Source organism: Serratia sp. JSRIV002 (assembly GCF_019968725.1).
GTDB lineage: Bacteria > Pseudomonadota > Gammaproteobacteria > Enterobacterales > Enterobacteriaceae > Chania > Chania fonticola_B.
In genome coordinates, this window is the sequence record NZ_CP074143.1 from 2636580 (window position 1) to 2660964 (window position 24385).

Consider the following 24385-nt stretch of genomic DNA (forward strand, 5'->3'; position numbering starts at 1 on the left):
TGGTGCTTTAACGGGCGCAGCATGCGGCGCCCCAACATGGTGAGACTTGAGCGATCAGTTACTTGGTGGTTTCACGCAGCTTTAACTTGCTGGGCACGTAGACCTGCAGCGGCAGGGCGCGGCCATCACGGAACTTCTCCAGCAGCAGGTTGACCCCTTGGATCCCCATCATTTCCGAGTGGATACGCACGGTAGAAAGCGGTGGGAAGGTAAAACGCGCGGTCGGGATATCGTTCACGCTGATCAGGGCGATGTCCTGTGGGATTTTCAACCCCAACTCATGAATGCTGCGCAGCACCCCAATGGCAATGGAGTCTGAGGCGACAAACAGCGCGGTAGGATAATCCGTGGTAGCCAGCATTTTTTTCGCCAACTCATAACCAGAGGCGCTAGAGAAGTCACCACGGTAGATATCTTGCTCACGGACCACGCCTTTCAGCCGCCCATATTCTACAAAGGCCGCTTCGCGGATATCCGCTTTATTCGGCTCATCGGCTCCGCCGATAAAACCGATGCGTTTGGCCCCGTGCTCAATAAAGAAGTCGATGATCTCTTTGCTGATCCTTGCCAGATCGATATCCACCGAGTCGTATTCGGAACCGGGCTCGTTAAAATCAATAAAGCAGATGTTGTCGGTTAACGCCGCTGCCTTACGCAGGGTCTCAGGCGTGGGTTTGCTGACGATCAGCACGCCGGTGATCTTCTTCAGGTCCGGTAGCTGGTTATTTTTATAGCAGTTAGTGAGTTCAATCCCCAGCCTCTCGCACTGGGTTTCGATGCCGTGGCGAATGGAAAGGTAATAAGGATCGTTGATTTCCATCTCTTGCTTATAGCTGTATAGCGCCAGCACGTGGTGCTGTACCACCGCGTTAGTCAGATGCTTTTTGGCACTGCTGGTCTTGTATTCCAGCTTTTCGGCAATTTCCAGAATGCGATGCTTGGTCTCTTCTTTGACGTTGAGCGTGGGATCGTCATTCAAAACCCGGGAGACCGTCGCTAATGAAACTCCTGCTTCGGCCGCGATATCTTTCAGCGTTGCCATATCTATCCTTATCTCACAGCCTGAACGGCAAACTTCGTTATCTGGCATTGTAAGTGATGTCGGCGAACTTTCATCAGTTTTTAGTAAAAAATAAGGGTTGTGTGATTTACGGGTTCAGTCTTTAAGGGCCGAAGGCCTGAAATCAATACCTTCAGGTCGTACTGTCAATAATACCTGGTTGGATAGCTTTTTAAACTGCTATGATTGATACTCATTAGCTTGATTTCTTTGCATTAATCGACGCGAGAAACCGTATGAAGCCTAAATCTGTCACGCTGAATGACGTCGCCGAGTATTCTGGAGTGTCGTACCAAACCGTGTCGCGGGTATTAAATCGTGCTGAACACGTTTCGGATAAAACCCGCGCGAAGGTTGAGCAGGCCATGGCTGCGCTGAATTACGTACCAAACCGTGTCGCGCAGCAACTTGCAGGCAAACAGAGTTTTACGCTGGGGCTGGCGACTACAGAACTAGCTCTGCACGCACCTTCTCAAATCGCGTCGGCAATTAAAACGCAGGCAAACCAGATGGGATTTAACGTGGTGATTTCCATGGTGGAAGATCTTAGCGTTCATGCCTGTCGCACTGCGATAAATGAGCTGTTGTCGCAAAGGGTAGATGGATTGCTGATTAATGTTTCGCTCTGCGCTGAAGATGCTCACGCAATTGAACAAGTTTGTAGCGAGGTGCCTACGCTGTTTTTGGACGTCGACCCTGATTCTGATGTCTCCAGCATTCTGTTTGATCCCTATCAGGGGGCTCGACAAGGGGTAGAACATGTCGTTGCTCTTGGGCATCGTGATATAGCACTGATTACCGGGCCGCTGGTCTCGATTTCGGCGCGTTTGCGCTATCAGGGGTGGCTGACGACCTTAGCAGAGCATCAGCTGAAACCTTGTTCGGTGCTCCATGGCGATTGGAGTGCGGCTTCTGGTTATCAGCTTGCCGGGCAGATCCTGAGCTTGCCAAAACACCCTACGGCGATATTGGTTGCTAACGATCAAATGGCGTTAGGGGTGCTGCGCGCGCTGCAGGAGTATGGGTTGCACATTCCAGCGCAAATGTCGGTAGTGGGGTACGATGATACTGAAGACAGTGCTTATTATTACCCACCGCTGACCACCATTAAGCAGGACTTTCGGATGTTGGGGCAGGAAAGCGTTAAACGCCTGGTTCAGTGTCTGGAAGATCGACATGTGCCTCATGCCGGTTCTTTGCGTCTGACGACTAGTCTGGTGCAAAGGCATACAACGGCGGCTATAAATCAGGATAAGGTATCGCTGCACACTTTATCTCAGGAGTTGCTGCGTATCGCACGTCAAATCTCCGCGCTTGAGGGCAAATAGCCGCTAACGTCAGGGATCGGTTGCGATCCCTGAGCTTAATTTGTGACCGACCTCGCTTTCCCAAGTATATTTGCTTTACACCCCTACGCGCATTGTTCATTTTATTGTTAATTGTGAGCGTATAACATTTAGAGGGGAAGCATGAACTCATCTCAAACAGGGAAATCACTCAGCGCTGTTTTATCTCGTCGAGACTGGGAAAATCCTGCCTGTACGCAATACCGTCGCCTACCCGCGCATCCGCCATTTCAAAGTTGGCGCAATGAGCAAGATGCAAGAGAAGATAGGGCTTCAGCGCAGTCTGCCTCGTTAAATGGCACCTGGAAGTTTAGCTATTTTAGTCAGCCAGAAAGGGTGCCGGAGACCTGGCTACAGAGCGACCTGGACAACGCTGATGAAATACAGGTGCCGTCAAACTGGCAATTGGCTGGCTACGATGCACCGATTTACACCAACGTTACCTATCCGATCCCGGTTAATCCGCCTTTCGTCCCGGCAGAAAACCCCACAGGATGTTATTCGCTCACATTTAATGTCGATGAGGGGTGGTTAGCACAGGGACAAACCCGAATTATTTTCGACGGTGTCAATTCTGCGTTTTATCTGTGGTGCAATGGTCAGTGGGTTGGCTATTCACAAGACAGCCGTTTACCTGCCGAATTCGATCTCAGCGACGTTTTGGTTGCAGGGGAAAACCGGCTGGCGGTGATGGTATTACGCTGGTGCGACGGCAGTTATCTGGAAGATCAGGATATGTGGCGCATGAGCGGGATTTTCCGCGATGTTAGCCTATTGCATAAACCCGCCACTCACCTGAGCGATATCTCTATCACTACGCCATTAAGTGACAGTTTCCGCCGAGGGGAAGTGGTAGTAGAGGTGCGAGCTCATCAGCCACAACAACACCAGGTGCAGGTGCAACTGTGGCGTGAAGATGCCCTGATCGGCGAAAAAACTCAGGCCTTCGGCAGCGAGATAATCGATGAGCGCGGCGCCTATGATGAGCGTACGACTCTGCGCCTGCCGGTGGAACAACCCGCCTTGTGGAGTGCAGAGGCCCCGGCACTGTATCGCGCAGTGGTCAAATTGCTCTCCCCATCAGGTGAATTGGTGGAGGCTGAAGCCTATGATGTGGGTTTCCGCCAGGTTGAAATCAGCAACGGCTTACTGAAGCTTAACGGACAACCGCTATTGATACGTGGCACCAACCGCCATGAGCACCATCCTGAGCAGGGGCAGGTCATGGATGAAGCCACTATGCGTCAGGATATCCTGCTGATGAAGCAGCATAATTTTAATGCCGTGCGCTGTTCCCATTATCCGAACCACCCGCTGTGGTACAAGCTGTGCGATCGCTACGGCCTGTACGTCGTGGATGAGGCGAACATTGAAACGCATGGCATGCAGCCTATGAACCGGCTGTCGAACGATCCGCTCTGGCTGCCTGCCATGAGCGAGCGTGTTACGCGCATGGTACAACGCGATCGCAACCATGCCTGCATCATCATCTGGTCTCTGGGCAACGAGTCCGGCCACGGCAGCAACCATGATGCGCTTTATCGCTGGGTGAAAAGCCAGGATCCTACTCGTCCAGTGCAGTATGAAGGCGGCGGTGCCAATTCGGCGGCAACGGATATTGTGTGCCCCATGTATGCCCGTGTCGATCAGGATCAGCCTTTCCCAGCAGTACCCAAATGGTCGATCAAGAAGTGGATCGGTATGCCCGATGAAAACCGCCCACTGATCCTGTGTGAATATGCTCATGCGATGGGCAACAGCTTTGGTGGCTTTGATCGCTACTGGCAAGCTTTTCGTAACCATCCGCGACTCCAGGGGGGCTTTGTTTGGGACTGGGTCGATCAGGCACTGAATCGCACAGATGACAGCGGCCAAACCTATTGGGCCTACGGCGGCGACTTCGGTGATACGCCTAACGACCGCCAATTTTGTCTGAACGGGCTGGTATTCCCCGATCGCAGCCCGCACCCGGCACTGTTTGAAGCGCAGCGTGCCCAGCAGTTTTTCCAGTTCCAACTGCTCGAACAGCAGCCGTTAACGATTGAAGTGAACAGTGAGTATTTATTCCGTACCAGCGATAACGAGCGGCTTTATTGGAATGTAGCCTTGGACGGGAAAGCTATTGCACAGGGAGAGGCTGAACTGTCATTAGCGGCGCAGGGGACACAGAAAATCGTATTGGGTGATATTCCCGAACTGAAAGAGAGCGGTGAACTGTGGTTGAACGTGGAGGTTCGCCAAATCAAGGCAACAGCATGGTCTGAAGAGCATCATCGTTGTGCCTGGGACCAGTGGCGTTTACCTCGACCATTAACCTTACCAATGGATCACAATGACTTTCAGGCGCAGTCACCTCGGTTAAACGAGCATAATGACGCTTTCAGCATTGAGTGGGGTACACAGCGCTGGCAGTTCAATCGGCAAACCGGTTTGCTTGAGCAGTGGTGGCAGGATGAAAACGCCGCTCTGTTGACGCCGTTACGCGACAACTTTACCCGAGCACCGCTTGATAATGACATTGGTGTGAGCGATGCCGCTCACATCGATCCTAATGCATGGGTAGAACGTTGGAAGAGAGCGGGTATGTACGCGCTAGAAACGCGCTTACTGCAATGTGAAGCCGATTCGATTTCACAAGGCGTGCAGATCCGCACGGCCCATGCTTATGCTTACCAAAACAGCATCATGTTCATCAGCCGCAAGACCTATTTGATCGACTGCCAGGGTAAACTGCAGATTGATGTCAATGTTGATGTAGCCTACGGAATTCCAGCACCGGCGCGGATTGGCTTGAGCTGCCAGTTGGCGGAGGTTGCCGAACACGCAACGTGGCTGGGGTTAGGCCCACACGAAAACTACCCTGACCGCCAGCTTTCCGCTCAGCTTGGGCGGTGGACGTTACCGCTTTCTGAGCTACAGACGCCATACATTTTCCCTACGGAGAATGGATTGCGTTGCAATACTCGCCAACTGAAATTTGGTCGTTGGCGGTGGCAGGGGGATTTTCACTTTGGCCTGAGCCAATATAGTCAGCAACAATTAGCGGATACCTCGCATAACCATTTGTTGCGCCCGGAGCAGGGGGTTTGGGTCAATATAGATGGTTTCCACATGGGGGTCGGCGGCGATGATTCATGGAGCCCGAGTGTGAGCCCGGATTTTATCCTGGATGCTGAGCACTATAACTATAAGCTGGTTTGGCAGTACGGTGAATAATACTTATTTATCATGGGATGGATTCTTGGTCGCACTTGTTTACTCCAGTCACAGGATTATCTATGTGACTGGGGTAGTGGGTTTAGCACCTCACTACAACCCAACTTTTTATAATACAGAAAAACATCCATCATCCTACCTGATGAATATATAAATAATATCGCGTACCTGAGTATGGACTCAAACGCGCTTGGGTTTTGCACAAGGAGTTCGCATGTACTATTTAAAAAATACCAACTTCTGGATGTTTGGGCTGTTTTTCTTCTTCTATTTCTTCATCATGGGGGCCTACTTCCCATTCTTCCCTATCTGGTTGCATGACATCAATCAGATCAGTAAAAGCGATACCGGCATTATCTTTGCCAGCATATCCTTCTTCTCATTACTGTTTCAGCCGATATTTGGCCTGCTGTCAGATAAACTGGGGTTAAGAAAACACTTGCTGTGGATAATCACGGGGATGCTGATATTATTCGCACCGTTCTTTATCTATGTTTTCGGCCCGCTATTACGCACTAATATTGTCTTGGGTTCCATTGCTGGCGGGATTTACCTTGGTTTTATTTATAACGGGGGTGCGCCAGCCATTGAGGCGTATATTGAGAAGGTAAGCCGCCGCAGCTCGTTTGAATTTGGCCGAGCACGCTTATTTGGCTGTGTGGGCTGGGCTTTGTGTGCCTCGGTGGTCGGCATTATGTTCACCATCAACAACGAGTTTGTATTCTGGCTCGGTTCTGGCTGTGCCGTGATACTGGCGATCCTGTTGCTTATCGCTAAACCTGAGGCAGGCAGTACCGCCCAGGTTGCTGACAAATTGGGGGCTAACAGTAAGCCGTTTAATTTGCGCTTGGCGTTCGAATTACTGAAAGACTCTAAACTTTGGTTTTTAGCCCTGTATGTGGTGGGCGTTTCCTGTACCTATGATGTGTTTGATCAGCAATTCGCCAACTTCTTCACCTCGTTCTTCTCATCAAGCGAACAAGGTACGCGTGTTTTTGGTTATGTCACCACCATGGGAGAGTTACTGAATGCGTCAATCATGTTCTTTGCCCCGCTCATTGTTAACCGCATCGGTGGGAAGAATGCGCTGTTGCTCGCGGGGCTCATCATGTCGATACGTATTATCGGCTCTTCATTTGCGTCTACACCGGTAGAAGTGGTTATTCTGAAAACCTTGCATATGTTTGAAATTCCGTTCCTGATCGTTGGCTGTTTTAAATATATCACTTCGGTATTTGAGGTGCGCTTCTCTGCCACTATTTATCTGGTTTGTTTCTGTTTCTTTAAACAATTAGCGATTATGTTCATGTCGGTCTTTGCCGGGAATATGTATGAAAAAGTCGGCTTCCACGGAACCTACCTTATTCTGGGGCTTATTGCGCTATCGTTTACTCTGATATCAGTCTTCACTTTGTCGGGACGTGGGCCGCTGTCAGCGTTTAAACCTGAACCAGAAGCCGTAAGGAATATGGCATAGTCAACGACAAGGATAATACGATGATGACGCAACGGGAAAAGTTAGCCAGTGGGTGTTTATACACTGATATGGATGAAGGTATGGCAGAAGAGCGCCTGCGCGGAAAAGAATTGGTTTATGACTTTAATCATACGCGGCCTTCAGAGCAAAAAAAACGTGAAGCGCTGATCCGTCAACTGATGGGGAGCGTCGGCAAGAACGTTTGGATTGAGCCGCCACTGCATGTTGCTTATGGTAGCCAGATCGCTATTGGTGAAAACTTTTACGCCAACTTTAATCTGGTTGTGGTGGATGACGGTAAGGTGCTGATTGGCGACAACGTGATGATTGCGCCGAATGTCACGATATCTACCACGGGGCACCCGGTGGATCCTGCGGTGCGTATTACCGGCCAGCAGTTTTCTTTGCCCGTCACCATTGAAGATAATGTCTGGATTGGTAGTGGGGTCATCATTAACCCTGGTATTACCATCGGTCGTAACAGCGTTATTGGTGCAGGGAGCGTGGTGACCAAGGATATGCCTGCAGACGTGGTCGCTGCGGGCGTTCCCTGCCGTGTACTAAGACCCATCGGTGAGCACGATCGAGTTTTCTTCCATAAAGGGCGGCGTTTCACAGATAGCTCACTATAAACGGCAGGGCTTGTTATTTCATAGGGGGGCAGATTCAGCTCGGTTAAAGTTAACCCGCCCTTGGGCGGGTAACTAAAGAGCCTCTAAAGCTGCCAGGGAAGGCGCTTACTTCAGCTCGTCAACCATGGTGGTGGCGCGGCCAATGTAGTTAGCTGGCGTCATGGCTTTCAGGCGGGTTTTCTCGTCTTCCGGCAGTTCCAGGCTATCGATAAAGGTTTGCATACCGGCTGCATCTACGCGCTTGCCACGGGTCAGCTCTTTCAGCTTCTCGTACGGCTTTTCGATACCGTAACGGCGCATCACGGTCTGGATCGGCTCGGCCAGCACTTCCCAGTTGTGATCCAGTTCGTCCAGCAGGTGTGCGCGGTTCACTTCCAGCTTGCTGATGCCTTTCATGGTGGCCTGATAGGCAATCAGCGCATAGCCCAGGCCCACGCCCAGGTTACGCAGCACGGTGGAGTCCGTCAGGTCACGCTGCCAGCGGGAAACCGGCAGTTTGCTAGCCAGATGGCCCAGTACCGCGTTAGCCAGGCCCAGGTTGCCTTCGGAGTTCTCGAAGTCGATCGGGTTAACCTTGTGCGGCATGGTGGAAGAACCGATCTCACCGGCAATGGTTTTTTGCTTGAAGTGATTCAGGGCGATGTAACCCCAGATATCACGGTCGAAGTCGATCAGGATGGTGTTGAAACGTGCCACGCAGTCGAACAACTCGGCGATATAGTCATGCGGCTCGATCTGCGTGGTGTACGGGTTCCAGGTCACTCCCAGTGAGGTGACAAACTCTTCGCTGAAACGGTGCCAGTCCACTTCCGGATAGGCGACGATGTGGGCATTGTAGTTACCTACTGCGCCGTTGATTTTACCGAGGATCTCAACGCGCTCTAACTGGCGATATTGACGCTCCATCCGGTAGGCCACGTTGGCAAACTCTTTACCTACGGTAGACGGGGTAGCGGGTTGGCCATGGGTACGTGACAGCAGCGGAATATCACGATATTCCAGCGCCAGCCCTTTGATGGATTCGATGATTTTGCGCCAGTGTGGCAACACCACATCCTGACGCGCAGTGTGTAGCATCAACGCATGGGACAGGTTGTTGATGTCTTCAGAAGTACAGGCGAAGTGGATAAACTCAGACACGGCGTGCAGAGCAGGTACTGATTCCACTTTTTCTTTCAGGAAGTATTCCACCGCTTTAACGTCGTGGTTGGTGGTGCGCTCGATGGTCTTGATGCGCTGGGCGTCTTCTTCACTGAATTCTGCGACGATCTTATCAAGGTAAGCGTTTGCGTCGGCGTCAAAAGCGGGAACTTCTTTGATCTCTGCGCAAGCGGCCAGTTTTTGCAGCCAACGTACTTCAACCTGCACGCGGAATTTCAGCAAGCCATACTCGCTGAAAATGGTGCGCAGTGCGCTGACTTTATCACCGTAGCGTCCATCAATGGGGGAAACGGCGGTCAGTGAGGATAATTCCATCGGTAGCAACTCCTGGGAAGTTTAACAATGAGCAACGATATTTTGCGCCTGCTTGAGCAGACGATTACGGGAAAACATTAACTGCAGGCGGCTACCGCCAACCTGCTGCCACAGCACGGCGGCACGGATACCGGCGAGCAGGGTGGCACGAACCTTGGCCTGCACCTGCGGATTTTGCAGGATGGCGGGTGAACCTGTTACCTGGATGCGCGGCCCCAATGGTGCCACAACATCGACATAGATACCGGCCAGGGCGCTGATGATGGTATCTGAACCCAGTTCATAATGCGCCAACTGACGCTCCAACTGGCTCAACCGCTCGCCGAGCGTATTCATCGCCGTTTTGTTGGCGTTCAGCTTGCGCTCCAGCACCATCAGGCTGATGGTGTAGCGGGTCAGCTCGGCGGCCGGGCCTTTGTTATTGGCGTTGAGTACGCCAATCAAGGTTTCCAGCCCCATCTTCAGGTTACGCTCTTCGCCGCCGAACACCGCCAGTGTAGAAGGGGGATCCATCTGCAACAGGCTGTTGAGCGAGGTATGGAAGGCTTCGCTATCCATTTGCCCTTCGTGCGCCAACTGCTGTACCAGACGGGCCGCTTGGCTAATCCCGGCCATGGCCAGCGTGATGTCGTAATAATTCTTCGCCACGGTTACTCCTGTATACGCTGTTCAATAATGCCGCCGCCCAGGCAGATATCGCCCTGATAAAACACGGCGGACTGGCCTGGGGTGACGGCTGCGACCGGCTCGTCGAAGCGAACTTCGATGCGCTCGGCGTCTAGCGGCGTCACGGTGCAGGGAATATCCTGCTGGCGATAACGGGTTTTAACCGTACAGCGCAGAGGTTGTGTCAACGGCAGGCGATCGACCCAATGCAACTGCTGGGCGATCAGGCCGATAGACATCAGGCGCGGATGTTCGTGGCCTTGGGCGACCACCAGAATATTGTTGGCGACGTCTTTATCCACTACGTACCACGGATCTTCGCTGCTGTCTTTCATACCGCCTATGCCCAAGCCTTTGCGTTGGCCGAGGGTGTGGTACATCAAGCCCTGGTGCTCGCCGATGGTTTGGCCGTCGACGCTAACAATCGGGCCAGGTTGTGCTGGCAGATAGCGGCCCAGGAAGTCGCGGAATTTACGTTCGCCGATAAAGCAGATGCCGGTAGAGTCTTTTTTCTTGGCGGTAACCAGTTCCAGTTGCTCCGCAATGCGGCGGACCTCTGGCTTTTCCAACTCACCGACCGGGAACAGGCTTTGCGCGACCTGCTCGTGGCTCAGGGTATACAGGAAATAGCTCTGGTCTTTGTTACCGTCGACGCCGCGCAGCAGGCGGCTTTTGCCGTCCACGTCCTGGCGGCGGACATAGTGACCGGTAGCGATAAAATCCGCCCCCAGATCTTCAGCCGCAAACTCCAGGAACGCTTTGAATTTGATTTCTTTATTGCACAGGATATCCGGGTTAGGGGTACGGCCCGCCTTGTACTCTTCAAGGAACAGCTCGAACACGTTGTCCCAGTACTCCGCCGCGAAGTTCACCGTATGCAGCTCGATGCCCAGCTTGTCGCAGACGGCTTGTGCATCGGCCAAATCGGTGGCGGCCGAGCAGTATTCCTCGTCGTCGTCTTCTTCCCAGTTCTTCATGAACAACCCAGCGACCTGATAGCCCTGTTGTTGTAACAGATAGGCGGTAACGGAAGAGTCGACGCCGCCGGACATTCCGACGATCACTTTTTTCTGGCTGTTGTCTGACATGGGGATCTCACGAACTTGAACACGTACTGTGCGATAAAAAACAAGCGCAGGATTTTACCACGTTGGCCGCCTGCGCGCACGGCCCTTATTTGCCGTTAAAGCGGCCAGTTAAAGCTGGCAACCAGCGACAACGGGTAGCGTTCCGGCTGCTGATAACAACGGATCGTCTCAGCCACCAGCGGTGAACGCAGGTTTTCAGCCTCCAGGATCTGCTCGGCGGTCAGCCACAGGCAGCAGTCTATATCATCGTCTTGCGGCTCGGTGGGCAGCGGCTGCTCCAGCTCAATCACAAAGCAGAAGCGCAGAAACGGCGTGCGGTCTGGCGCGATCCACTGATGCATCCGCAGAAAAGACTGCGGCTTGGCACGGATGCCGGTTTCTTCCCATAGTTCGCGCTCGGCGGCCTGGACCAGCGTTTCATCCGCTTCGAGATGGCCTGCCGGTTGATTCCACAGGGCTTTACCGTTGATGGTTTCTTCGACCACCAAAAACTTACCGGCGGCATGAACCACGCAGGCAACGGTGACGTGCGGCTTAAACATGGCGGTTCCTTATAGTGAATCGACGGTCTGCCATTCCCCAGGTTGCAAGCCCCCCAGAGAAAGATTGCCCATACTGTAACGAATCAGGCGCAGGGTAGGGAAGCCGATATGTGCCGTCATGCGACGCACCTGGCGGTTTCGGCCCTCGTAGAGCGTGATTTTCAGCCAACTGGTGGGGATGGTCTTGCGTTCGCGGATCGGTGGATTGCGCGGCCATAGCCATTCTGGCTCTTCAACCCGTTCCGCTCCGGCGGGCAGGGTTGGCCCATCGTTCAGCGTCACGCCAAGGCGCAATGCGGCCAGATCGCTCTCCTGGGGTTCGCCTTCCACCTGCACATAATAAATCTTACCGGTGCGTTTGCCGGGCTGGGTTAGCTGTGCCTGTAGCTTGCCGTCGTTGGTCAGCACCAGTAAGCCTTCGCTGTCGCGATCGAGCCTTCCTGCGGCATAAACATCGCTGAAAGGAATGAATTTTTTCAGAGTGACGCGGCCTGCTTCGTCGGTAAACTGTGGTAACACATCAAAGGGTTTGTTGAAGATGACCACTCGCCGCGGCGCCTGGGATTTCTGGCGTGCTGCTGGTTTACTGCGGCTGAATCGTTTAACTTGGTGATTTTTAACAGAGAATTTAGTCATGGTCTTTGAGATTTCGAATGATAAGCGCATTATAGCCTAATCCGTTTCGGATTGGCGCGAGCTGAATATTCAAGTAGTATTGACACGCATCTTACAAAGCATTAACAAAAATTGCGCTTGAAGACAGAAAGGAGAGGTTGATGGAAAGCAAAGTAGTTGTTCCGGCAGAAGGTAAAAAGATTACGGTTGATGCCCAGGGTAAACTGGTTGTTCCGCATAACCCTATCATCCCGTTCATCGAAGGTGACGGTATTGGCGTTGACGTGACTCCTGCCATGATCCACGTGGTGGATGCAGCGGTTAAAAAGGCCTACCACGGCGAACGTAAAATCTCCTGGATGGAAATCTATACCGGTGAAAAATCCACCCACGTTTACGGGAAAGACGTGTGGCTGCCGGAAGAAACACTGGAACTTATTCGTGACTACCGCGTAGCGATCAAAGGCCCACTGACTACGCCAGTGGGTGGCGGTATTCGTTCTCTGAACGTGGCACTACGCCAGCAGCTCGATCTGTACGTGTGTCTGCGCCCGGTGCGTTATTACCAGGGCACACCAAGCCCGGTTAAGCAGCCAGAGCTGACCGATATGGTGATCTTCCGTGAAAACGCCGAAGACATCTACGCCGGTATTGAATGGAAAGCGGGTTCTGCAGAAGCGGACAAAGTGATCAAATTCCTGCGCGATGAAATGGGCGTGAAGAAGATCCGTTTCCCAGAGCAGTGCGGTATTGGCGTTAAGCCTTGTTCCGAAGAAGGCACCAAGCGCCTGGTTCGTGCGGCTATCGAATATGCTATCACCAACGATCGTGATTCAGTGACGCTGGTTCACAAAGGCAACATCATGAAGTTCACCGAAGGTGCCTTCAAGGATTGGGGCTACGAACTGGCACGTGAAGAGTTCGGTGGTGAATTGATCGACGGCGGCCCATGGCTGAAAATCAAGAACCCGAACACCGGTAAAGAGATCGTGGTTAAAGACGTGATCGCCGACGCCTTCCTGCAGCAAATCCTGCTGCGCCCGGCAGAATACGACGTGATCGCCTGTATGAACCTGAACGGTGACTACATCTCCGACGCCCTGGCCGCTCAGGTTGGTGGTATCGGTATCGCCCCTGGTGCCAACATCGGTTCCGATTGTGCGCTGTTTGAAGCCACCCACGGTACTGCGCCTAAGTATGCTGGCCAGGACAAAGTGAACCCAGGTTCCATCATCCTGTCCGCTGAGATGATGCTGCGTCATATGGGCTGGTTCGAAGCTGCTGACCTGATCGTTAAGGGCATGGAAGGCGCTATCGCTGCCAAGACCGTGACTTACGATTTCGAACGTCTGATGGAAGGCGCTAAGCTGCTGAAATGTTCAGAGTTTGGCGACGCCATCGTTAAACACATGTAATTGTGATTTAGCGTTAAATGATAACGGGAGCTTATGGCTCCCGTCTGTTTTTCCCCCTCCAAAAATTCTTCTGCAAAACCCCTGCAAAACTCTTCTGCAAAACTGTACGAAATGTGAGCTCTTTTCGCTATCAATTATTTCTAGTAAAAACGTGATTGCATTAATACTAAACACATAAGTAGTGTGATAGTTTTACGGAATCATTAGAACAGGGAATATAAAGATGGCGAAAGCAATTGAATCAGTGCTCAGTAAAGCGCAAATTGAGTCATTAAAAATTAACGATTTTATCTTCCATATCATCCAGACTGATGGAGATGATGAAAAAACTATTTTTTTGGATTCAGTAAAACTTGCTAAAGCTCAAGAGGAATTTTTTCTAAGCAGACTTAAAGAGTGCGCAAAAGGTAGCCAATTTTTATTTGTTGATGATGTTGATAGCTTGGCAAGCAAATGTGATAATTTAACGAAAGATGCTACCAAGTTTGTAGAAATTTCACGTGATATAACACGTAGTTTTGCTAAGTTACATGTGGGATCGTCTTCAGATGGCCTCTTTGTTGTATCTGTAGTGTCGTATCTCAGTAGCCCCAATGATTATAAAAAACTTCTATTTCTCGTTAAACTCGATAAAAGTGCGACGCTAACGTACTCGTATGTTGAGGAGGATGGAAAGAGAATTGCTGTGATCAATGAGGTTCCCAATGCTCTTAGTGAGAGTAAGCAGTCAGTGCAAAAAAGCGCCTTGATTGATCTGTCAGGTACCCATAAATGGAATGTGCTAGCCTATGATCGGGTTAGCCCCACGTTAACTGATTATTTTAGATCTTTCCTCGGCGTTACTGAGAGGCAAACAGCTTCAGTGCTTACGAAGGAAGCCCATAGAGCAGTTAGGGCTTGGGCTCGGCAAGTGCCTGCTGAGTTGCTCCCTGAAGGTGAAGATGCCAACACTATGATTGGCCGCTCCTTTAGTTTCTTCACTGCGCATGAACATTTTGATACTGAAGCATTTATCGCTGCTGTTGTAAGACATGATGATGCTAAAATTAATGAAACTCTATCAAATGAGCTGTATGAAAAGTTGGCTAGCGCGGGCGTTGCTGGCCAACGGTTCGCATCAAAACCTGAGTCAATAAGTAGAAGAGAGAAAAAACAAATCTACGAGACATCAGAAGGTGTAATAATTACATTTGAAGGTGATGCGGCAGCTGCCGGCATACAGCGCCGGAAGTTGGACAATGGGAAGGAAATAATTACCATTGAAACTAATAGGGTGGAAACGAAGGTGAAATAGCATGAATAGCATTGTAGGTATGATCAAACAAATCAACGAACTAGTTCAACATTCCAATGTTGTAACAGAAGAAAGCTATCGCTTAACTTTGAAGGGGGAGAGCGTTACAGACAAAATCGCTCAGTTATGTGAGGAGCTTGGGCGGCTTAGTACTGAGCTTGGAATGTCCTGTCCCACTATGACGGTCAATGGTTCATCTGTAGATCCAGATGAAGTTTTGGATTTCGTCGGTGTATTGGATAGTTCTTGGTCAATATTGATTAGTAAAAACCTACTTGCCGAAAAGTTGAAAATTGAGGGTGAGCTTGATTCAAAGAATATTTTATTTATGTCTGAGCAACGAGCTTTAGAATGGGTTAAGGAAATAGACCCCTTCGCAGCTCCAATTAGTGATCTAGAACCACGTTTCAACGAAAAAACTTTTATTTGGGTATTTGGGCTTGATCAGCCTTTTGGTGGGAATTGTATAAGTGTAATTCCAGTTAAAGACTATAAAAAAGAAGAAGGCCAAGAGGATACTCCTACACTACCCAACTCAACTCAGGTTTCTGAATTGGTGAAGGTTTCTTCTGATGTTCTTTTGAAAATAAGACCAAATACCTACCTGATGACTTGGGGAGACATACAAAGCACGTTGGCAAAAGCTTTTATTGCATTGAGTGTAAGAAACCTTATTGCATGTATGGCATTCGAATTAAAGAAATTTGATGATTACTATGCTGTTTCATTCAAAGGTACAAAATTAGTTACTAAAGTTTTAGATAAGTTAATTGATGTGGACTGCGTTGAGCTTCAAAAGAGACTTGTTAAGACTGTAGTTTGGACTTATAAAGAACGAGCGGAAACTCGCTTGCAATTAATTATGGATGTGCTTTCATTAAATATTGAGATAGAGCAATCCGTCTTTAAAGGGGTTTTTGTCAACATTGATGAAGCATTGCAACAAGCGCAGGATAGCTATGCATTTGTAATCCTTGATAGAAAAGATGCATATCATAAAGAAATGAGAGAGTTATTAAAAGATATGCGCTCTCAGGCTGACATGTATGCTTCAAAAGTTAGAGATTTAATATCTAATATAACGAGGGATATTCTAGGCATCCTTGCCTTTGTTGGTTTTTCATTTTTGAGTAAGTTTGATAAAAAAAATTTACTGGAGTTACTTGATAGCCATGAACTCGCCATTCTAGTGAAGTTTCTAGCGGGATATTTGCTCTTGTCTTGTGTTCTTCAAATATCCGCGCATTGGAGGGATTCTGTTTTAAGCTCAAGAGAGAGCGAGCGTTGGCTTAAGGTTCTTCAGCGTTACACATCTAGGGAAGAGAATGGCGCTAACTTTCTCAAACCTATAAATACCAGAAAAACCACTCTTTATATTTCATTTGGTATCATGGTATTAGTTTATGCAGCTTTGTTTTTTGCAACTTGGAATCTGCCATCCCTGGCAAAATTTTTATTGTTTTGATTTTTAGACTACAGCTTAAATATTCACAACCCTCCATTCCTTCCCTCGATCATCATTGTAACGGTCGGTTTGACGTTGGGATTTATGCCCCAACAAATCCTTGGTATTCACTTTTTGTTCCCTGTACAGACGTTCCGCAAGCGAGCGGATTTCGTGAAAACTGGGTGGGGTGCCCTTATCCCAAACCAAGCCAGACAGATCCCGTATTTTTTTGAAGCTGCTACTTATTGTATTGGCCGTGACCATTCCACCACGGCGAGCCATCGCCGTATTGTGTGTGTAGTGAACCAGATGCGGGCTGACGATATTATCGCGGCATTGCGCGATCACCTGCCCCAGCGTCATGCCAATGGCGGTGCAGTGGAGAGATAGCGGGATCGCCACCTTCGCGCCGGTTTTTATCTGCTCAACGTGCAAATGATCATCCCAGATGTCGGAAAACTGCATCTTGCTGATGTCACCCTCACGCTGCCCAGTAACGAGGGCCAGCAGCATTGCGTTTTTCATGTACTCAAATGGTGGCGCGATCACTGCTAGCATTGCGTTGAACTCCTCTAGGATCATCCGTTCCCGATCTATCCTGTTATATGGGTTCTTTGTGGCTTCTGCAGGGTTGTAGCCTGGCGGGACTTCGCCAGCGTGCTGAGCCTCCTTGAATACATCGATCAGTGTCGTGCGTACTACCTGAGCCATTCTTGAATGGCCCCGATTTTTGTAATCGTCCAGAATGTCAGCAATATCTCGTGTATCAACTTCCCGGATCGGTTTTGTTGCCAATGCTGCCCGCATTGCTTTGACTGGGGCAAGCTTCTGCTTAACGGTATTTTTTGTGATTTCGTTTGCCTGCATCCTCTCTTCTTGGATTTTAAGGTAACGATCGAGCCACGTTGAAACGCTTATACTGCCGCCAACGGCGCGGCTCAACTTGTCACGAACGGCGAGTGTGTTACGCAGCAACTGCTCGGATAACCTGGTGTTGGCGTCTTTTGCTATTGCTGCTGCCTCTTCTTCGTTATCACCTAACCCATGAAATTTTTTAGTAATAGGGTGTTTGTAACGCCAGTACACTTTTTTTGTTCTGGCGTCCGTATAGCAGGAAAGACCAGGAACATCGACGTTGTATTTACGTGGTCTTGCCATCAGATAAAATCCTCAATAGGCGGGGGTCGTCGCTTTTTTTTATCTCTGGCTGGCAGACTAACCCGGTAAATCTTGCCCCTTTCTCTACGCGCCAATAGCGCCCAGCTTTTTGAGGAGGCGGGTATATCATTTTATTTTTTGCATACAAAAGAAGCGTTGAATAACTAGGGCAATTTTCTTTCCCAAACTCATCTATTGCCCACTCCATTAATATTTGAGTGCGTGCCATTGGTTATGCTCCTACACACAACCGACCACGATATTAATCGTGGTCAGGGTTGTGTTTTGATTTTCAAAAATCAATTTTCAGATCTATATACTTCGCTGCAAAACAATACGGCGTGTGGCCGACGAAACTGGATTGCTTCTTTCACCTGCTCGCATTCAGCTTTGATCGAGTACACCCGCTCGGATACTGGCAGCGCGTCGCATGCATCCTGGCCGCATGGGCTGACCAGCAGGACAAAGCCAATGAGCGTCAGCATGCCGCCTCCTGCGACGGCGACAGGTCATCGATCGCCTGTTGATAGCGCTGAACCTCATCAGCGCTAAGAAAGCGCTCGGAGCGATGCAACAGTGCTCCCAGTTCGGCGCGCTCCTGGTTCGTTGTGCCGCCGTTCTTGCCAGCCGTATCGATCGACGCACCCAGGGCTGCAATCGCGTTCAGACGGTGGTGCTGCCTCACGATTTTGTTTTTCAGCTCGGTGTAGAGAGTGATCCCCAACTGTGCTTTCAATTCTTCAACCGATGCGCGAAGGTCAGTTGCCTGTGCCGGGGTAGTTATCTTGTCGATGCTGCCGCGAATGTCATTAGCAATCTTTTCAGGTGCTGAATTTTCAGTAATAGGCTCTGGTGCCTTATCTGCCGCCCCAATCAACTGTCCGGCGGTTACGCGTGTATCCGGAGTGACGTCTTTTTCTTTCTGCCAAACCATTTCTTGCCCGCGTTCGAGCATTTCCATCATCTCGGAGTTGTTCGGCAGGCGGCGGCAGAGGCGGTGCATCACCGATTTTCGCGCCATTGACTCATACCAGTCGACCCATGGCCCTTTGTCGCTGTTTTTGCTGGCTGCGCGGACCTTTTCAATATCATCCAAATTCATCACTTCAAATTGCAGCTCGCCGGATTTCATCTTGGCATAGGCGAACGCGCCGACAAGTTCGCCGCGATCCAGTAGGTTCGGCTCGTAAAAAATGTGCTCACCGTTTTCGTCCATCCAGACGCGGAATTGATCGTTCTTGTACCAGGCTCGTGTGGCGATCACTGAGACTTCGCCGGACTGGCGAGCCCGTTTCATCACGCCGTCGATCATCGGCAGGTACTGCGCTTTAGGTATCCATTGGCCGTTAGCGTTTTTCGTCTTGTACACGATTAGCGCGGCTTCACGGTTATCAGGGATCAAGCCGTCTTTTGCACAAGATGAAAGGGCATTAATAACGCTTTGGCGGTCGGCACCCAATAAATCGCTATTGTTGGCTAGTGCCACCGCCGCGGCGGTGGTGAATTTTTCAAAGCTGACATGGCTCGGCAAAATTTCCTTGGCCGGTGCTAGCTCTGCTGCTAAATCTTTCTGAATCAATGCGAGTTGGTTGGTCATTGGCATGCTCCTTAAGCTACGCGCAGCGCTTCAAGGCGGCGGCGGTCAAAATCGTTCAGGTCGTCCACAATTTCTTCAGTGATCGGCGCTGGCCATATGTTGGTGTCGTACGCTTGTTTGATGTCGCGCAACACCTCTTTGTACTCAAGGCGGCCAAGTTCTAGCAGGTCGGGTGATGCTTCAACGATCGCCACCCAGTTGTAGCCCTCGTCCTTGTTCACGAAAATCCAAAAGAACTGATCGAAAGCCGCGACATCGGAATACATCGCTGCGCTAAGGTGGTAGTCGCGTTCAATGATTTCTCTGTGCAGCCTCGCTCTAACGGCTCCCTGCTTGACACTCCACATGCTGATAGTCTTAAGGTCAAACCCAATGCGGACGCCATCAAGGTCAATTTCAAGGTCAGGGCGCACGCGGATCTCCATACCGGTATCCTCGTCATACCCGAAATAGCTGGCTTCAACGGTGCGCTGAGAGTGTTGCAGCATTGGCCCGGATGATGGATGGTTGAATAAGGCGTGTTGAATGGCCTTGGCCTCCTGCATTTGCTGCTGGGTCACGAGTACGCGATCGTCGTCAGTGTTGCGCCACTGCTCGATTAGTTCGTCGGCAAAAACAGCGTTCGGTAAAATTGTCTTAATGCGGGCGGCCATATCCTCTTTGCTGCCGCTGACCGCTAGCGGGGAAGGAATGGCCAGTTCAAGTTTTACGAATTCAGGATCGATGATTGCCAATTGTTCAAGCAATGCTTCGCGGCCGCCGCTTGTTTTCAGTGGAGTCCGCAGCGTGGCGTTGTATTCCTTGATGCAAGCTTTCATCGCTGTTGCAGTTGGCTTTTGATCCTCCCCAATCCGCTGAAACTCGGCCGGTAGCAGGGTATAGAACTGCCCGATTTCGTCAGCATTTCCGCCCAAGGCATAAGGTGTCTGCAGCGTGGCGTTATGTGCATCAATGATCGAGCGCAGCGTGTCAGAATCTGTCATTTTTGGCAGACTGGCATTGTGCTTATCGATAAATTCGCGCATCGATGCGGTGGTGGTAAACGCACCTTTGGGGATAATTGGTTCGATGCTGAATTCTTGTTCCAGCTTTTCAGGCTCCAGCGCCATGGTGTGCACCAGGTTGCCCAAGTCGAGAACTTTTGAGTGCACTTTCTTGATGGTTTTTGCGACGTGACGAGCGTTGAAATACATCAATGAAACGCGGGCATCTTTCAGCATAGTGCTGCTGATACCGTTAGCAGCGTGGTAAACGTCGTTCGGGATATCGTGGTACCGGCCAGGTTCGAAATATGCTGGTGCCGTGGCGACAGGTACTTCCTGTGCGGCTGGCGCGCATTCGCCTGACAAATCTGCTGGTTTGGTTGACGAATCCAGGAATTCCCGAACATCCTTGGTTGTCAGATCCTCATTTTCCCGCAAATCGGTTGATGCTGCGTTATCAACGTTGGCCAGTGGTGATGTCGCGAACAATTCAGATACATCAAACTTGCCGCTGCCCATGGCGTGCAATTCGCCAGCAGGCTGCTGCTGGGCGACTTCCGTTTTTTCTCCCCCATTTGAGGCATCATGGCGCGCCAGTTCAGCGTTTTTATGCTGACCAGCGACGTCTGCCTGTTCCAACGTTTGGCGCGCTTCTTTCAGACAGAACTCAACGCGTTCATCGATAAGTTGGCAGCGTTCTTCTTTATCGTCGGCCCAACCCTCAAGCACATCGCAGGTGAGGTGATAAATATCGTCCTTGGCCAACTGCTTGAAAGGATCGCAGGGCTCTATTTCTTTTGTTAACAGCCTGGCAAGGTATACGTGGTTAAGATCGCCCACGTTTACCATCAACTCTTTGACATCATCCACGCTCATCACTGACGTTTTGCCGTCAAGGGCTGTCATGATTTCACGCCGCAGCCACGCGCTGCGAGTTGTTGGGTCAAGATCCTTAGCGGCGTCCACCTCTTCTTTTTCGCCATCATTTGAGGCATTACTTGCTGTCAGTTCGCCCGCCAGCGACGCGCTGCCAGCACTTGTTGCTGCGCCTGCCAGCGTTTCATTCGCAAGCTGTTCATCAACCAGTGAGTCTGCCTCGCCCTGCGGCAGCGATTGGGTTTGAGCATGGTTTTTTACCTTCGCTGTTTTGGCGTCAATCTCGATCAGGTTCGCATTGATATAGTCGCGTAGTGGGCCAGGTGTTAGGTGGAGGGTTTCCGGCGCATTGCGGATAAGCGTACCAACGGCCTCACGGGAAAAGTCCAGAATGCCGGGGGTTTCGGACAACTGTCCATACCATGCTAATGGGGACTTTTCTTTGCGCGTTTTCATCTCTTTTACTGCATTAACAATGCCGATTGGCGGCCTGCTGATATCAAAATCGGATGGGTAGTGCGCAAGGTAGGTGACTGTTTCAAGTTCGCTAAAGGACGCTATTGGCGTGCCGTAGACTGGATTCTTGCCTGTGCCGGCCAGTGCGCCGGACGACGTGCGCGGCAATTCTACTTGTGAGTTATTTGCGGCGCTGGGCGACGTCTGCCACTTGGAAATGACAGACTGGCGATCATCTACTTTCGCATTCAGGTATTCGGTTGCGAACTGACTAAGTTTACCCAGTTCTGGCGCTTTATCGAATGGTGGCCAGATAGTCTTTATGGCTGCAATGGCCACTATCGGCATGTCCGGGTAAACGTAATCGAACCCCTTAAGATTGGAGAGGGCCATGATGACGTTTTGCGGGTAACGCTGCGAGTCATCCATCATAAGCCTGGTTGCTGCTTTCAACTGCTCCCCTGTCATTTTCATGCAGTCACGGCCAAACAGCCATGCGGCGGCAATCACAGTATGCTTGTCGAGGTCTATTGCGGAAAATGTGGTTTCTTCCTTGGCTGGCGGCTCAGGTGTTTTTGCCGGTGTATCCGTGTCGGCCTTGAGCATGTAGGGGTAAAGCTTAGGGATCGCGACAGAAGGATCAACTTTGTCGCGCGGAAAACAAGTACGCCCAGAATCTCCTTCAAGTGCCCAAGATAACCAGAATGACTCACTGAATGCGCCATCTACTGGCAGACCGTCAACAACAGGGAAGTTAATGCGTAGTGGGGTAAAATAATCGGCTTTGGAATACCCAGCTTCCATAAAAAGATAATCACGCTTCGTTTCGGCATGGTCGTCTGACTTTGCTTCGAAATGAACATAGAGATGAGGCTTACCTGACTTTTGTTTTGCCCGGTATAGATAGGCGGCAACATTTTGCATTATGCAGTTCTCCTGAATTTAGGTAGAATGCAGTCGATCATTGACTGCGATAGTGGTCATTGGTTTATGCTCCGGTTGCTGGGGGTGGTTCCCCGGTAACCCGTCGCCGGGACGTTAAACCGGCACTGGCCCGCCTTGGCGGGCCTTTTACTTCTAATTGCAGTAACTGAGGCTGCAATGCGGGCAGTCGAGAACATGCGTAGTGCCAGCGGCTTCAACTGAGATGCCCGTTTTGTACCCATGTGAAACTTTTTGCCGGTAAATATTATTTGTGCAGCGATTGCAAATGCCGTCACGAGGTGCAAATAAAGGTAGGCGATTTTCAGCGCAATACTTCTTTTGTGCATCGATTGCAGCAGATGGTGAAAACATCATAATTGGTCACCATTGGTAACTGTGAATCCCTGTTCCTCTAACCATTCCTGGATATACTCTTCACCAATTGCTTCAAGCAATTCGTCTTTGTCGTATTCACCGACAATGGCTTTCGCATCAACAGCCTCTGTTAATTCAGCGGAGTTAAGTTCTACTTCTAAATTTGAGCGAAATCCGGTTTTTTCAATTGAGCCAATGCTTTCTACTTTTATGGTAATGTCGATAGCCATATATCTACTCTCCATTGATCATCAGGTTGATATTGAAATACGCCCTGCGAATTTACGCCCCCAGATAGGAAACGCAGGACGTATTTCAATAGCTTCAAAAAGCCCCGCCAACGACGGCGGGGGAAGACCACACACAGCAATCAGTGAATGGATACCACGTTGATGCTTACAGAACGGGCGACCTCTTTAGGCGTAATGAGGTTGATTTCTACCGAAAGGGGAATGCGTTCAAAGCGGCGGATAACGGCTTCGATCGCACATACCTCACAATGCTCATAGCCAATATCTTTGCCATTGTGGGTGATGGCGAAAGGTTGCTGGTTTTGATGTTCGTTATCAGGTAGTGCGATGTAACCAGCAGTTTCGCTGTTTGAAACTACTTTGGCGATGTTATTGCTGACCTGCTCTAATTTAAAAATAACAGTCTTGCTCATTGGTCATACTCCGGTTTTAGGTAATGGGGATCCATGGCTTAATTAATAAGCTGAATTAAAAATAATTAGGTTGCCGGTTACGTTTCCGGCGTCGTATTACCTACATCTGCGCGCGGGAATATACGACCGTTCCCTGGTGTTGCACTTTCAGTGGGTGCCAGCCGGTTCGAAATATGGCGGAATACTGCGAGATTCAAACGGCGACTTGATCGCCCGAAGGTTGCCGGTAGGCTCGAACCGATACACTTGGCAATGGATATCGTAATGTGCCACCCATGCAGCGCCGGTGCGCTTGTTGCGGTAGTTGGTTGCTTTACCACTGTGTGGAACGGTAGTGCTGATCATTGGCTACCCCTCTGCTGATTGGTTGAACATTGGTTTATGCTCGCCAGTCTTTCCTGGCTGTCAGAACGTTTTCACCTGCTGCTGATTTCACTTCTACAGTCGCCGCAGCGGCTGCCTGATGGAACAAGTAAACAATATCTTTACTATTTGATCAAGTAAATTTTTATGTGAGGTTTTTTGGTTGTAAAAAAACCGCCTCGGGAGGGCGGTTGGAGTGTGGCCGAAAATGTTAAAGGCCAGAGGGTTTATGTCAGCCCTCTGGCCTTCGGTACGTCTCAGATTATTTTATCGGGGATTTGTGGGGCTTTTCTTGCCTGCCTCGATACTACTCAACACCCTTGATCCTTTTGCGAGCGTACTTTTCTACATACTCATCCAATTCTTTCAGTCGAGCGCCAAAAACGGCGATCATATTTCTTTGTTCAGGTTCTGGGAGCTGGCGATAGAGCCTAAGCAACTCCATCTCATCAGCACCGAGTCCGCTCTTTTTTTCGACACTCTCACCATATAACCATGCAACAGAAACGCCTGCCGCTTCAGCAATAGCAAGAGCAGATTTTTTGCTAATTGTACCTGTCCTAAACCAACCGCTTACTGCTTGCTTACTAACCCCGGCAATGCGCGCCATATCAGCTTTGGATATGCCTTTTTGGTTTATCTCAGTGAGTCTGCTTATCAGGTCAGGTTGTTCTGTGTTCGTAGTCATAGGCTCTATTGTAAATCATTGCTTTAC

22 protein-coding genes are annotated in these 24385 nt (G+C 50.2%); 7 read left to right on the top strand and 15 right to left on the bottom strand.

Going from position 1 to position 24385, the window contains the following annotated elements:
* Positions 1 to 58: 58 nt before the first annotated feature.
* On the bottom strand, positions 59 to 1042 hold the full coding sequence (gene ebgR / locus KGP26_RS12330) for a transcriptional regulator EbgR (protein ID WP_021804676.1): 984 nt from the start codon (positions 1040 to 1042) through the stop codon (positions 59 to 61).
* A 254-nt stretch (positions 1043 to 1296) separates the two neighbouring features.
* Between ebgR and KGP26_RS12335 the strand changes: the two genes are divergently transcribed.
* The 4 genes from KGP26_RS12335 (at position 1297) to KGP26_RS12350 (ending at position 7731) form a co-directional block, all read left to right on the top strand.
* Positions 1297 to 2388, top strand: a complete 1092-nt coding sequence (locus KGP26_RS12335) for a LacI family DNA-binding transcriptional regulator (RefSeq protein WP_223665526.1) — start codon at positions 1297 to 1299, stop codon at positions 2386 to 2388.
* A 141-nt stretch (positions 2389 to 2529) separates the two neighbouring features.
* Positions 2530 to 5622, top strand: a complete 3093-nt coding sequence (locus tag KGP26_RS12340) for a beta-galactosidase (RefSeq protein ID WP_223665527.1) — start codon at positions 2530 to 2532, stop codon at positions 5620 to 5622.
* 214 nt (positions 5623 to 5836) lie between these two features.
* Positions 5837 to 7099 (top strand): MFS transporter, encoded by a 1263-nt coding sequence (locus KGP26_RS12345; protein ID WP_223665528.1) that lies wholly within the window; start codon positions 5837 to 5839, stop codon positions 7097 to 7099.
* A gap of 23 nt (positions 7100 to 7122) precedes the next feature.
* Positions 7123 to 7731, top strand: coding sequence for a maltose acetyltransferase domain-containing protein (locus tag KGP26_RS12350; RefSeq protein ID WP_223665651.1), 609 nt, complete (start codon positions 7123 to 7125; stop codon positions 7729 to 7731).
* A gap of 105 nt (positions 7732 to 7836) precedes the next feature.
* Here KGP26_RS12350 and purB read toward each other — a convergent pair whose 3' ends face one another.
* The 5 genes from purB to rluE form a co-directional block, all read right to left on the bottom strand.
* Positions 7837 to 9207, bottom strand: coding sequence for an adenylosuccinate lyase (gene purB, locus KGP26_RS12355; RefSeq protein ID WP_021804671.1), 1371 nt, complete (start codon positions 9205 to 9207; stop codon positions 7837 to 7839).
* Between the two features lie 21 nt (positions 9208 to 9228).
* On the bottom strand, positions 9229 to 9855 hold the full coding sequence (gene hflD, locus KGP26_RS12360; protein ID WP_071680474.1) for a high frequency lysogenization protein HflD: 627 nt from the start codon (positions 9853 to 9855) through the stop codon (positions 9229 to 9231).
* 2 nt (positions 9856 to 9857) lie between these two features.
* On the bottom strand, positions 9858 to 10961 hold the full coding sequence (mnmA, locus tag KGP26_RS12365; protein ID WP_021178255.1) for a tRNA 2-thiouridine(34) synthase MnmA: 1104 nt from the start codon (positions 10959 to 10961) through the stop codon (positions 9858 to 9860).
* A 95-nt stretch (positions 10962 to 11056) separates the two neighbouring features.
* Positions 11057 to 11503, bottom strand: a complete 447-nt coding sequence (locus KGP26_RS12370) for an NUDIX hydrolase (protein WP_115158390.1) — start codon at positions 11501 to 11503, stop codon at positions 11057 to 11059.
* 9 nt (positions 11504 to 11512) lie between these two features.
* Positions 11513 to 12139 carry a 23S rRNA pseudouridine(2457) synthase RluE gene (rluE, locus tag KGP26_RS12375; RefSeq protein WP_037374930.1) on the bottom strand — a complete coding sequence of 209 codons (627 nt, stop codon included), beginning with the start codon at positions 12137 to 12139 and terminating at the stop codon, positions 11513 to 11515.
* 140 nt (positions 12140 to 12279) lie between these two features.
* Between rluE and icd the strand changes: the two genes are divergently transcribed.
* The 3 genes from icd (at position 12280) to KGP26_RS12390 (ending at position 16292) form a co-directional block, all read left to right on the top strand.
* Positions 12280 to 13533 (top strand): NADP-dependent isocitrate dehydrogenase, encoded by a 1254-nt coding sequence (gene icd / locus KGP26_RS12380; RefSeq protein ID WP_021804667.1) that lies wholly within the window; start codon positions 12280 to 12282, stop codon positions 13531 to 13533.
* A gap of 223 nt (positions 13534 to 13756) precedes the next feature.
* Positions 13757 to 14827 carry a nucleoid-associated protein gene (locus KGP26_RS12385; RefSeq protein ID WP_223499301.1) on the top strand — a complete coding sequence of 357 codons (1071 nt, stop codon included), beginning with the start codon at positions 13757 to 13759 and terminating at the stop codon, positions 14825 to 14827.
* 1 nt (position 14828) lies between these two features.
* Complete coding sequence (locus tag KGP26_RS12390; protein ID WP_223499302.1) at positions 14829 to 16292, top strand: hypothetical protein; 1464 nt, start codon at positions 14829 to 14831, stop codon at positions 16290 to 16292.
* A gap of 15 nt (positions 16293 to 16307) precedes the next feature.
* On the opposite strand, the gene KGP26_RS12395 is transcribed toward KGP26_RS12390, so the two are convergent.
* The 9 genes from KGP26_RS12395 to KGP26_RS12435 all read right to left on the bottom strand — a co-directional run bounded on the left by KGP26_RS12395 (position 16308) and on the right by KGP26_RS12435 (position 24358).
* Positions 16308 to 17435 carry a phage integrase Arm DNA-binding domain-containing protein gene (locus KGP26_RS12395; protein WP_223499636.1) on the bottom strand — a complete coding sequence of 376 codons (1128 nt, stop codon included), beginning with the start codon at positions 17433 to 17435 and terminating at the stop codon, positions 16308 to 16310.
* Entirely contained in the window at positions 17416 to 17661 is a 246-nt protein-coding gene (locus KGP26_RS12400) for an excisionase (protein WP_223499303.1), read from the bottom strand. Before KGP26_RS12400 ends, KGP26_RS12395 begins: the two co-directional genes overlap by 20 nt.
* Before the next feature lie 70 nt (positions 17662 to 17731).
* A complete protein-coding gene (locus tag KGP26_RS12405) occupies positions 17732 to 17917 on the bottom strand; it encodes a hypothetical protein (protein ID WP_223499304.1) in 186 nt (61 codons plus the stop codon).
* On the bottom strand, positions 17911 to 19029 hold the full coding sequence (locus tag KGP26_RS12410; RefSeq protein WP_223499305.1) for a recombinase RecT: 1119 nt from the start codon (positions 19027 to 19029) through the stop codon (positions 17911 to 17913). Before KGP26_RS12410 ends, KGP26_RS12405 begins: the two co-directional genes overlap by 7 nt.
* An 11-nt stretch (positions 19030 to 19040) precedes the next feature.
* Entirely contained in the window at positions 19041 to 22268 is a 3228-nt protein-coding gene (locus KGP26_RS12415; protein WP_223499306.1) for a PD-(D/E)XK nuclease-like domain-containing protein, read from the bottom strand.
* Positions 22269 to 22639: 371 nt separating this feature from the next.
* On the bottom strand, positions 22640 to 22873 hold the full coding sequence (locus tag KGP26_RS12420) for a hypothetical protein (protein WP_223499307.1): 234 nt from the start codon (positions 22871 to 22873) through the stop codon (positions 22640 to 22642).
* 140 nt (positions 22874 to 23013) lie between these two features.
* Positions 23014 to 23307 carry a hypothetical protein gene (locus KGP26_RS12425; protein WP_209527544.1) on the bottom strand — a complete coding sequence of 98 codons (294 nt, stop codon included), beginning with the start codon at positions 23305 to 23307 and terminating at the stop codon, positions 23014 to 23016.
* A 147-nt stretch (positions 23308 to 23454) separates the two neighbouring features.
* On the bottom strand, positions 23455 to 23652 hold the full coding sequence (locus KGP26_RS12430) for a hypothetical protein (protein ID WP_081375925.1): 198 nt from the start codon (positions 23650 to 23652) through the stop codon (positions 23455 to 23457).
* 325 nt (positions 23653 to 23977) lie between these two features.
* Positions 23978 to 24358 (bottom strand): helix-turn-helix domain-containing protein, encoded by a 381-nt coding sequence (locus tag KGP26_RS12435; RefSeq protein ID WP_074032478.1) that lies wholly within the window; start codon positions 24356 to 24358, stop codon positions 23978 to 23980.
* Between the last annotated feature and the right edge of the window lie 27 nt (positions 24359 to 24385).

Excerpts from the sequence above, each read along its gene's own strand:
- icd (WP_021804667.1), top strand. The coding sequence starts at position 12,280 with ATGGAAAGCAAAGTAGTTGTTCCGGCAGAAGGTAAAAAGATTACGGTT.
- KGP26_RS12335 (WP_223665526.1), top strand. The coding sequence starts at position 1,297 with ATGAAGCCTAAATCTGTCACGCTGAATGACGTCGCCGAGTATTCTGGA.
- KGP26_RS12340 (WP_223665527.1), top strand. The coding sequence starts at position 2,530 with ATGAACTCATCTCAAACAGGGAAATCACTCAGCGCTGTTTTATCTCGT.
- KGP26_RS12385 (WP_223499301.1), top strand. The coding sequence starts at position 13,757 with ATGGCGAAAGCAATTGAATCAGTGCTCAGTAAAGCGCAAATTGAGTCA.
- KGP26_RS12435 (WP_074032478.1), bottom strand. The coding sequence starts at position 24,358 with ATGACTACGAACACAGAACAACCTGACCTGATAAGCAGACTCACTGAG.
- KGP26_RS12350 (WP_223665651.1), top strand. The coding sequence starts at position 7,123 with ATGACGCAACGGGAAAAGTTAGCCAGTGGGTGTTTATACACTGATATG.
- KGP26_RS12345 (WP_223665528.1), top strand. The coding sequence starts at position 5,837 with ATGTACTATTTAAAAAATACCAACTTCTGGATGTTTGGGCTGTTTTTC.
- ebgR (WP_021804676.1), bottom strand. The coding sequence starts at position 1,042 with ATGGCAACGCTGAAAGATATCGCGGCCGAAGCAGGAGTTTCATTAGCG.
- rluE (WP_037374930.1), bottom strand. The coding sequence starts at position 12,139 with ATGACTAAATTCTCTGTTAAAAATCACCAAGTTAAACGATTCAGCCGC.
- KGP26_RS12400 (WP_223499303.1), bottom strand. The coding sequence starts at position 17,661 with ATGGCACGCACTCAAATATTAATGGAGTGGGCAATAGATGAGTTTGGG.
- KGP26_RS12390 (WP_223499302.1), top strand. The coding sequence starts at position 14,829 with ATGAATAGCATTGTAGGTATGATCAAACAAATCAACGAACTAGTTCAA.
- KGP26_RS12425 (WP_209527544.1), bottom strand. The coding sequence starts at position 23,307 with ATGAGCAAGACTGTTATTTTTAAATTAGAGCAGGTCAGCAATAACATC.
- KGP26_RS12370 (WP_115158390.1), bottom strand. The coding sequence starts at position 11,503 with ATGTTTAAGCCGCACGTCACCGTTGCCTGCGTGGTTCATGCCGCCGGT.
- KGP26_RS12405 (WP_223499304.1), bottom strand. The coding sequence starts at position 17,917 with ATGCTGACGCTCATTGGCTTTGTCCTGCTGGTCAGCCCATGCGGCCAG.
- mnmA (WP_021178255.1), bottom strand. The coding sequence starts at position 10,961 with ATGTCAGACAACAGCCAGAAAAAAGTGATCGTCGGAATGTCCGGCGGC.
- KGP26_RS12410 (WP_223499305.1), bottom strand. The coding sequence starts at position 19,029 with ATGACCAACCAACTCGCATTGATTCAGAAAGATTTAGCAGCAGAGCTA.
- KGP26_RS12415 (WP_223499306.1), bottom strand. The coding sequence starts at position 22,268 with ATGCAAAATGTTGCCGCCTATCTATACCGGGCAAAACAAAAGTCAGGT.
- KGP26_RS12430 (WP_081375925.1), bottom strand. The coding sequence starts at position 23,652 with ATGATCAGCACTACCGTTCCACACAGTGGTAAAGCAACCAACTACCGC.
- KGP26_RS12420 (WP_223499307.1), bottom strand. The coding sequence starts at position 22,873 with ATGGCTATCGACATTACCATAAAAGTAGAAAGCATTGGCTCAATTGAA.
- purB (WP_021804671.1), bottom strand. The coding sequence starts at position 9,207 with ATGGAATTATCCTCACTGACCGCCGTTTCCCCCATTGATGGACGCTAC.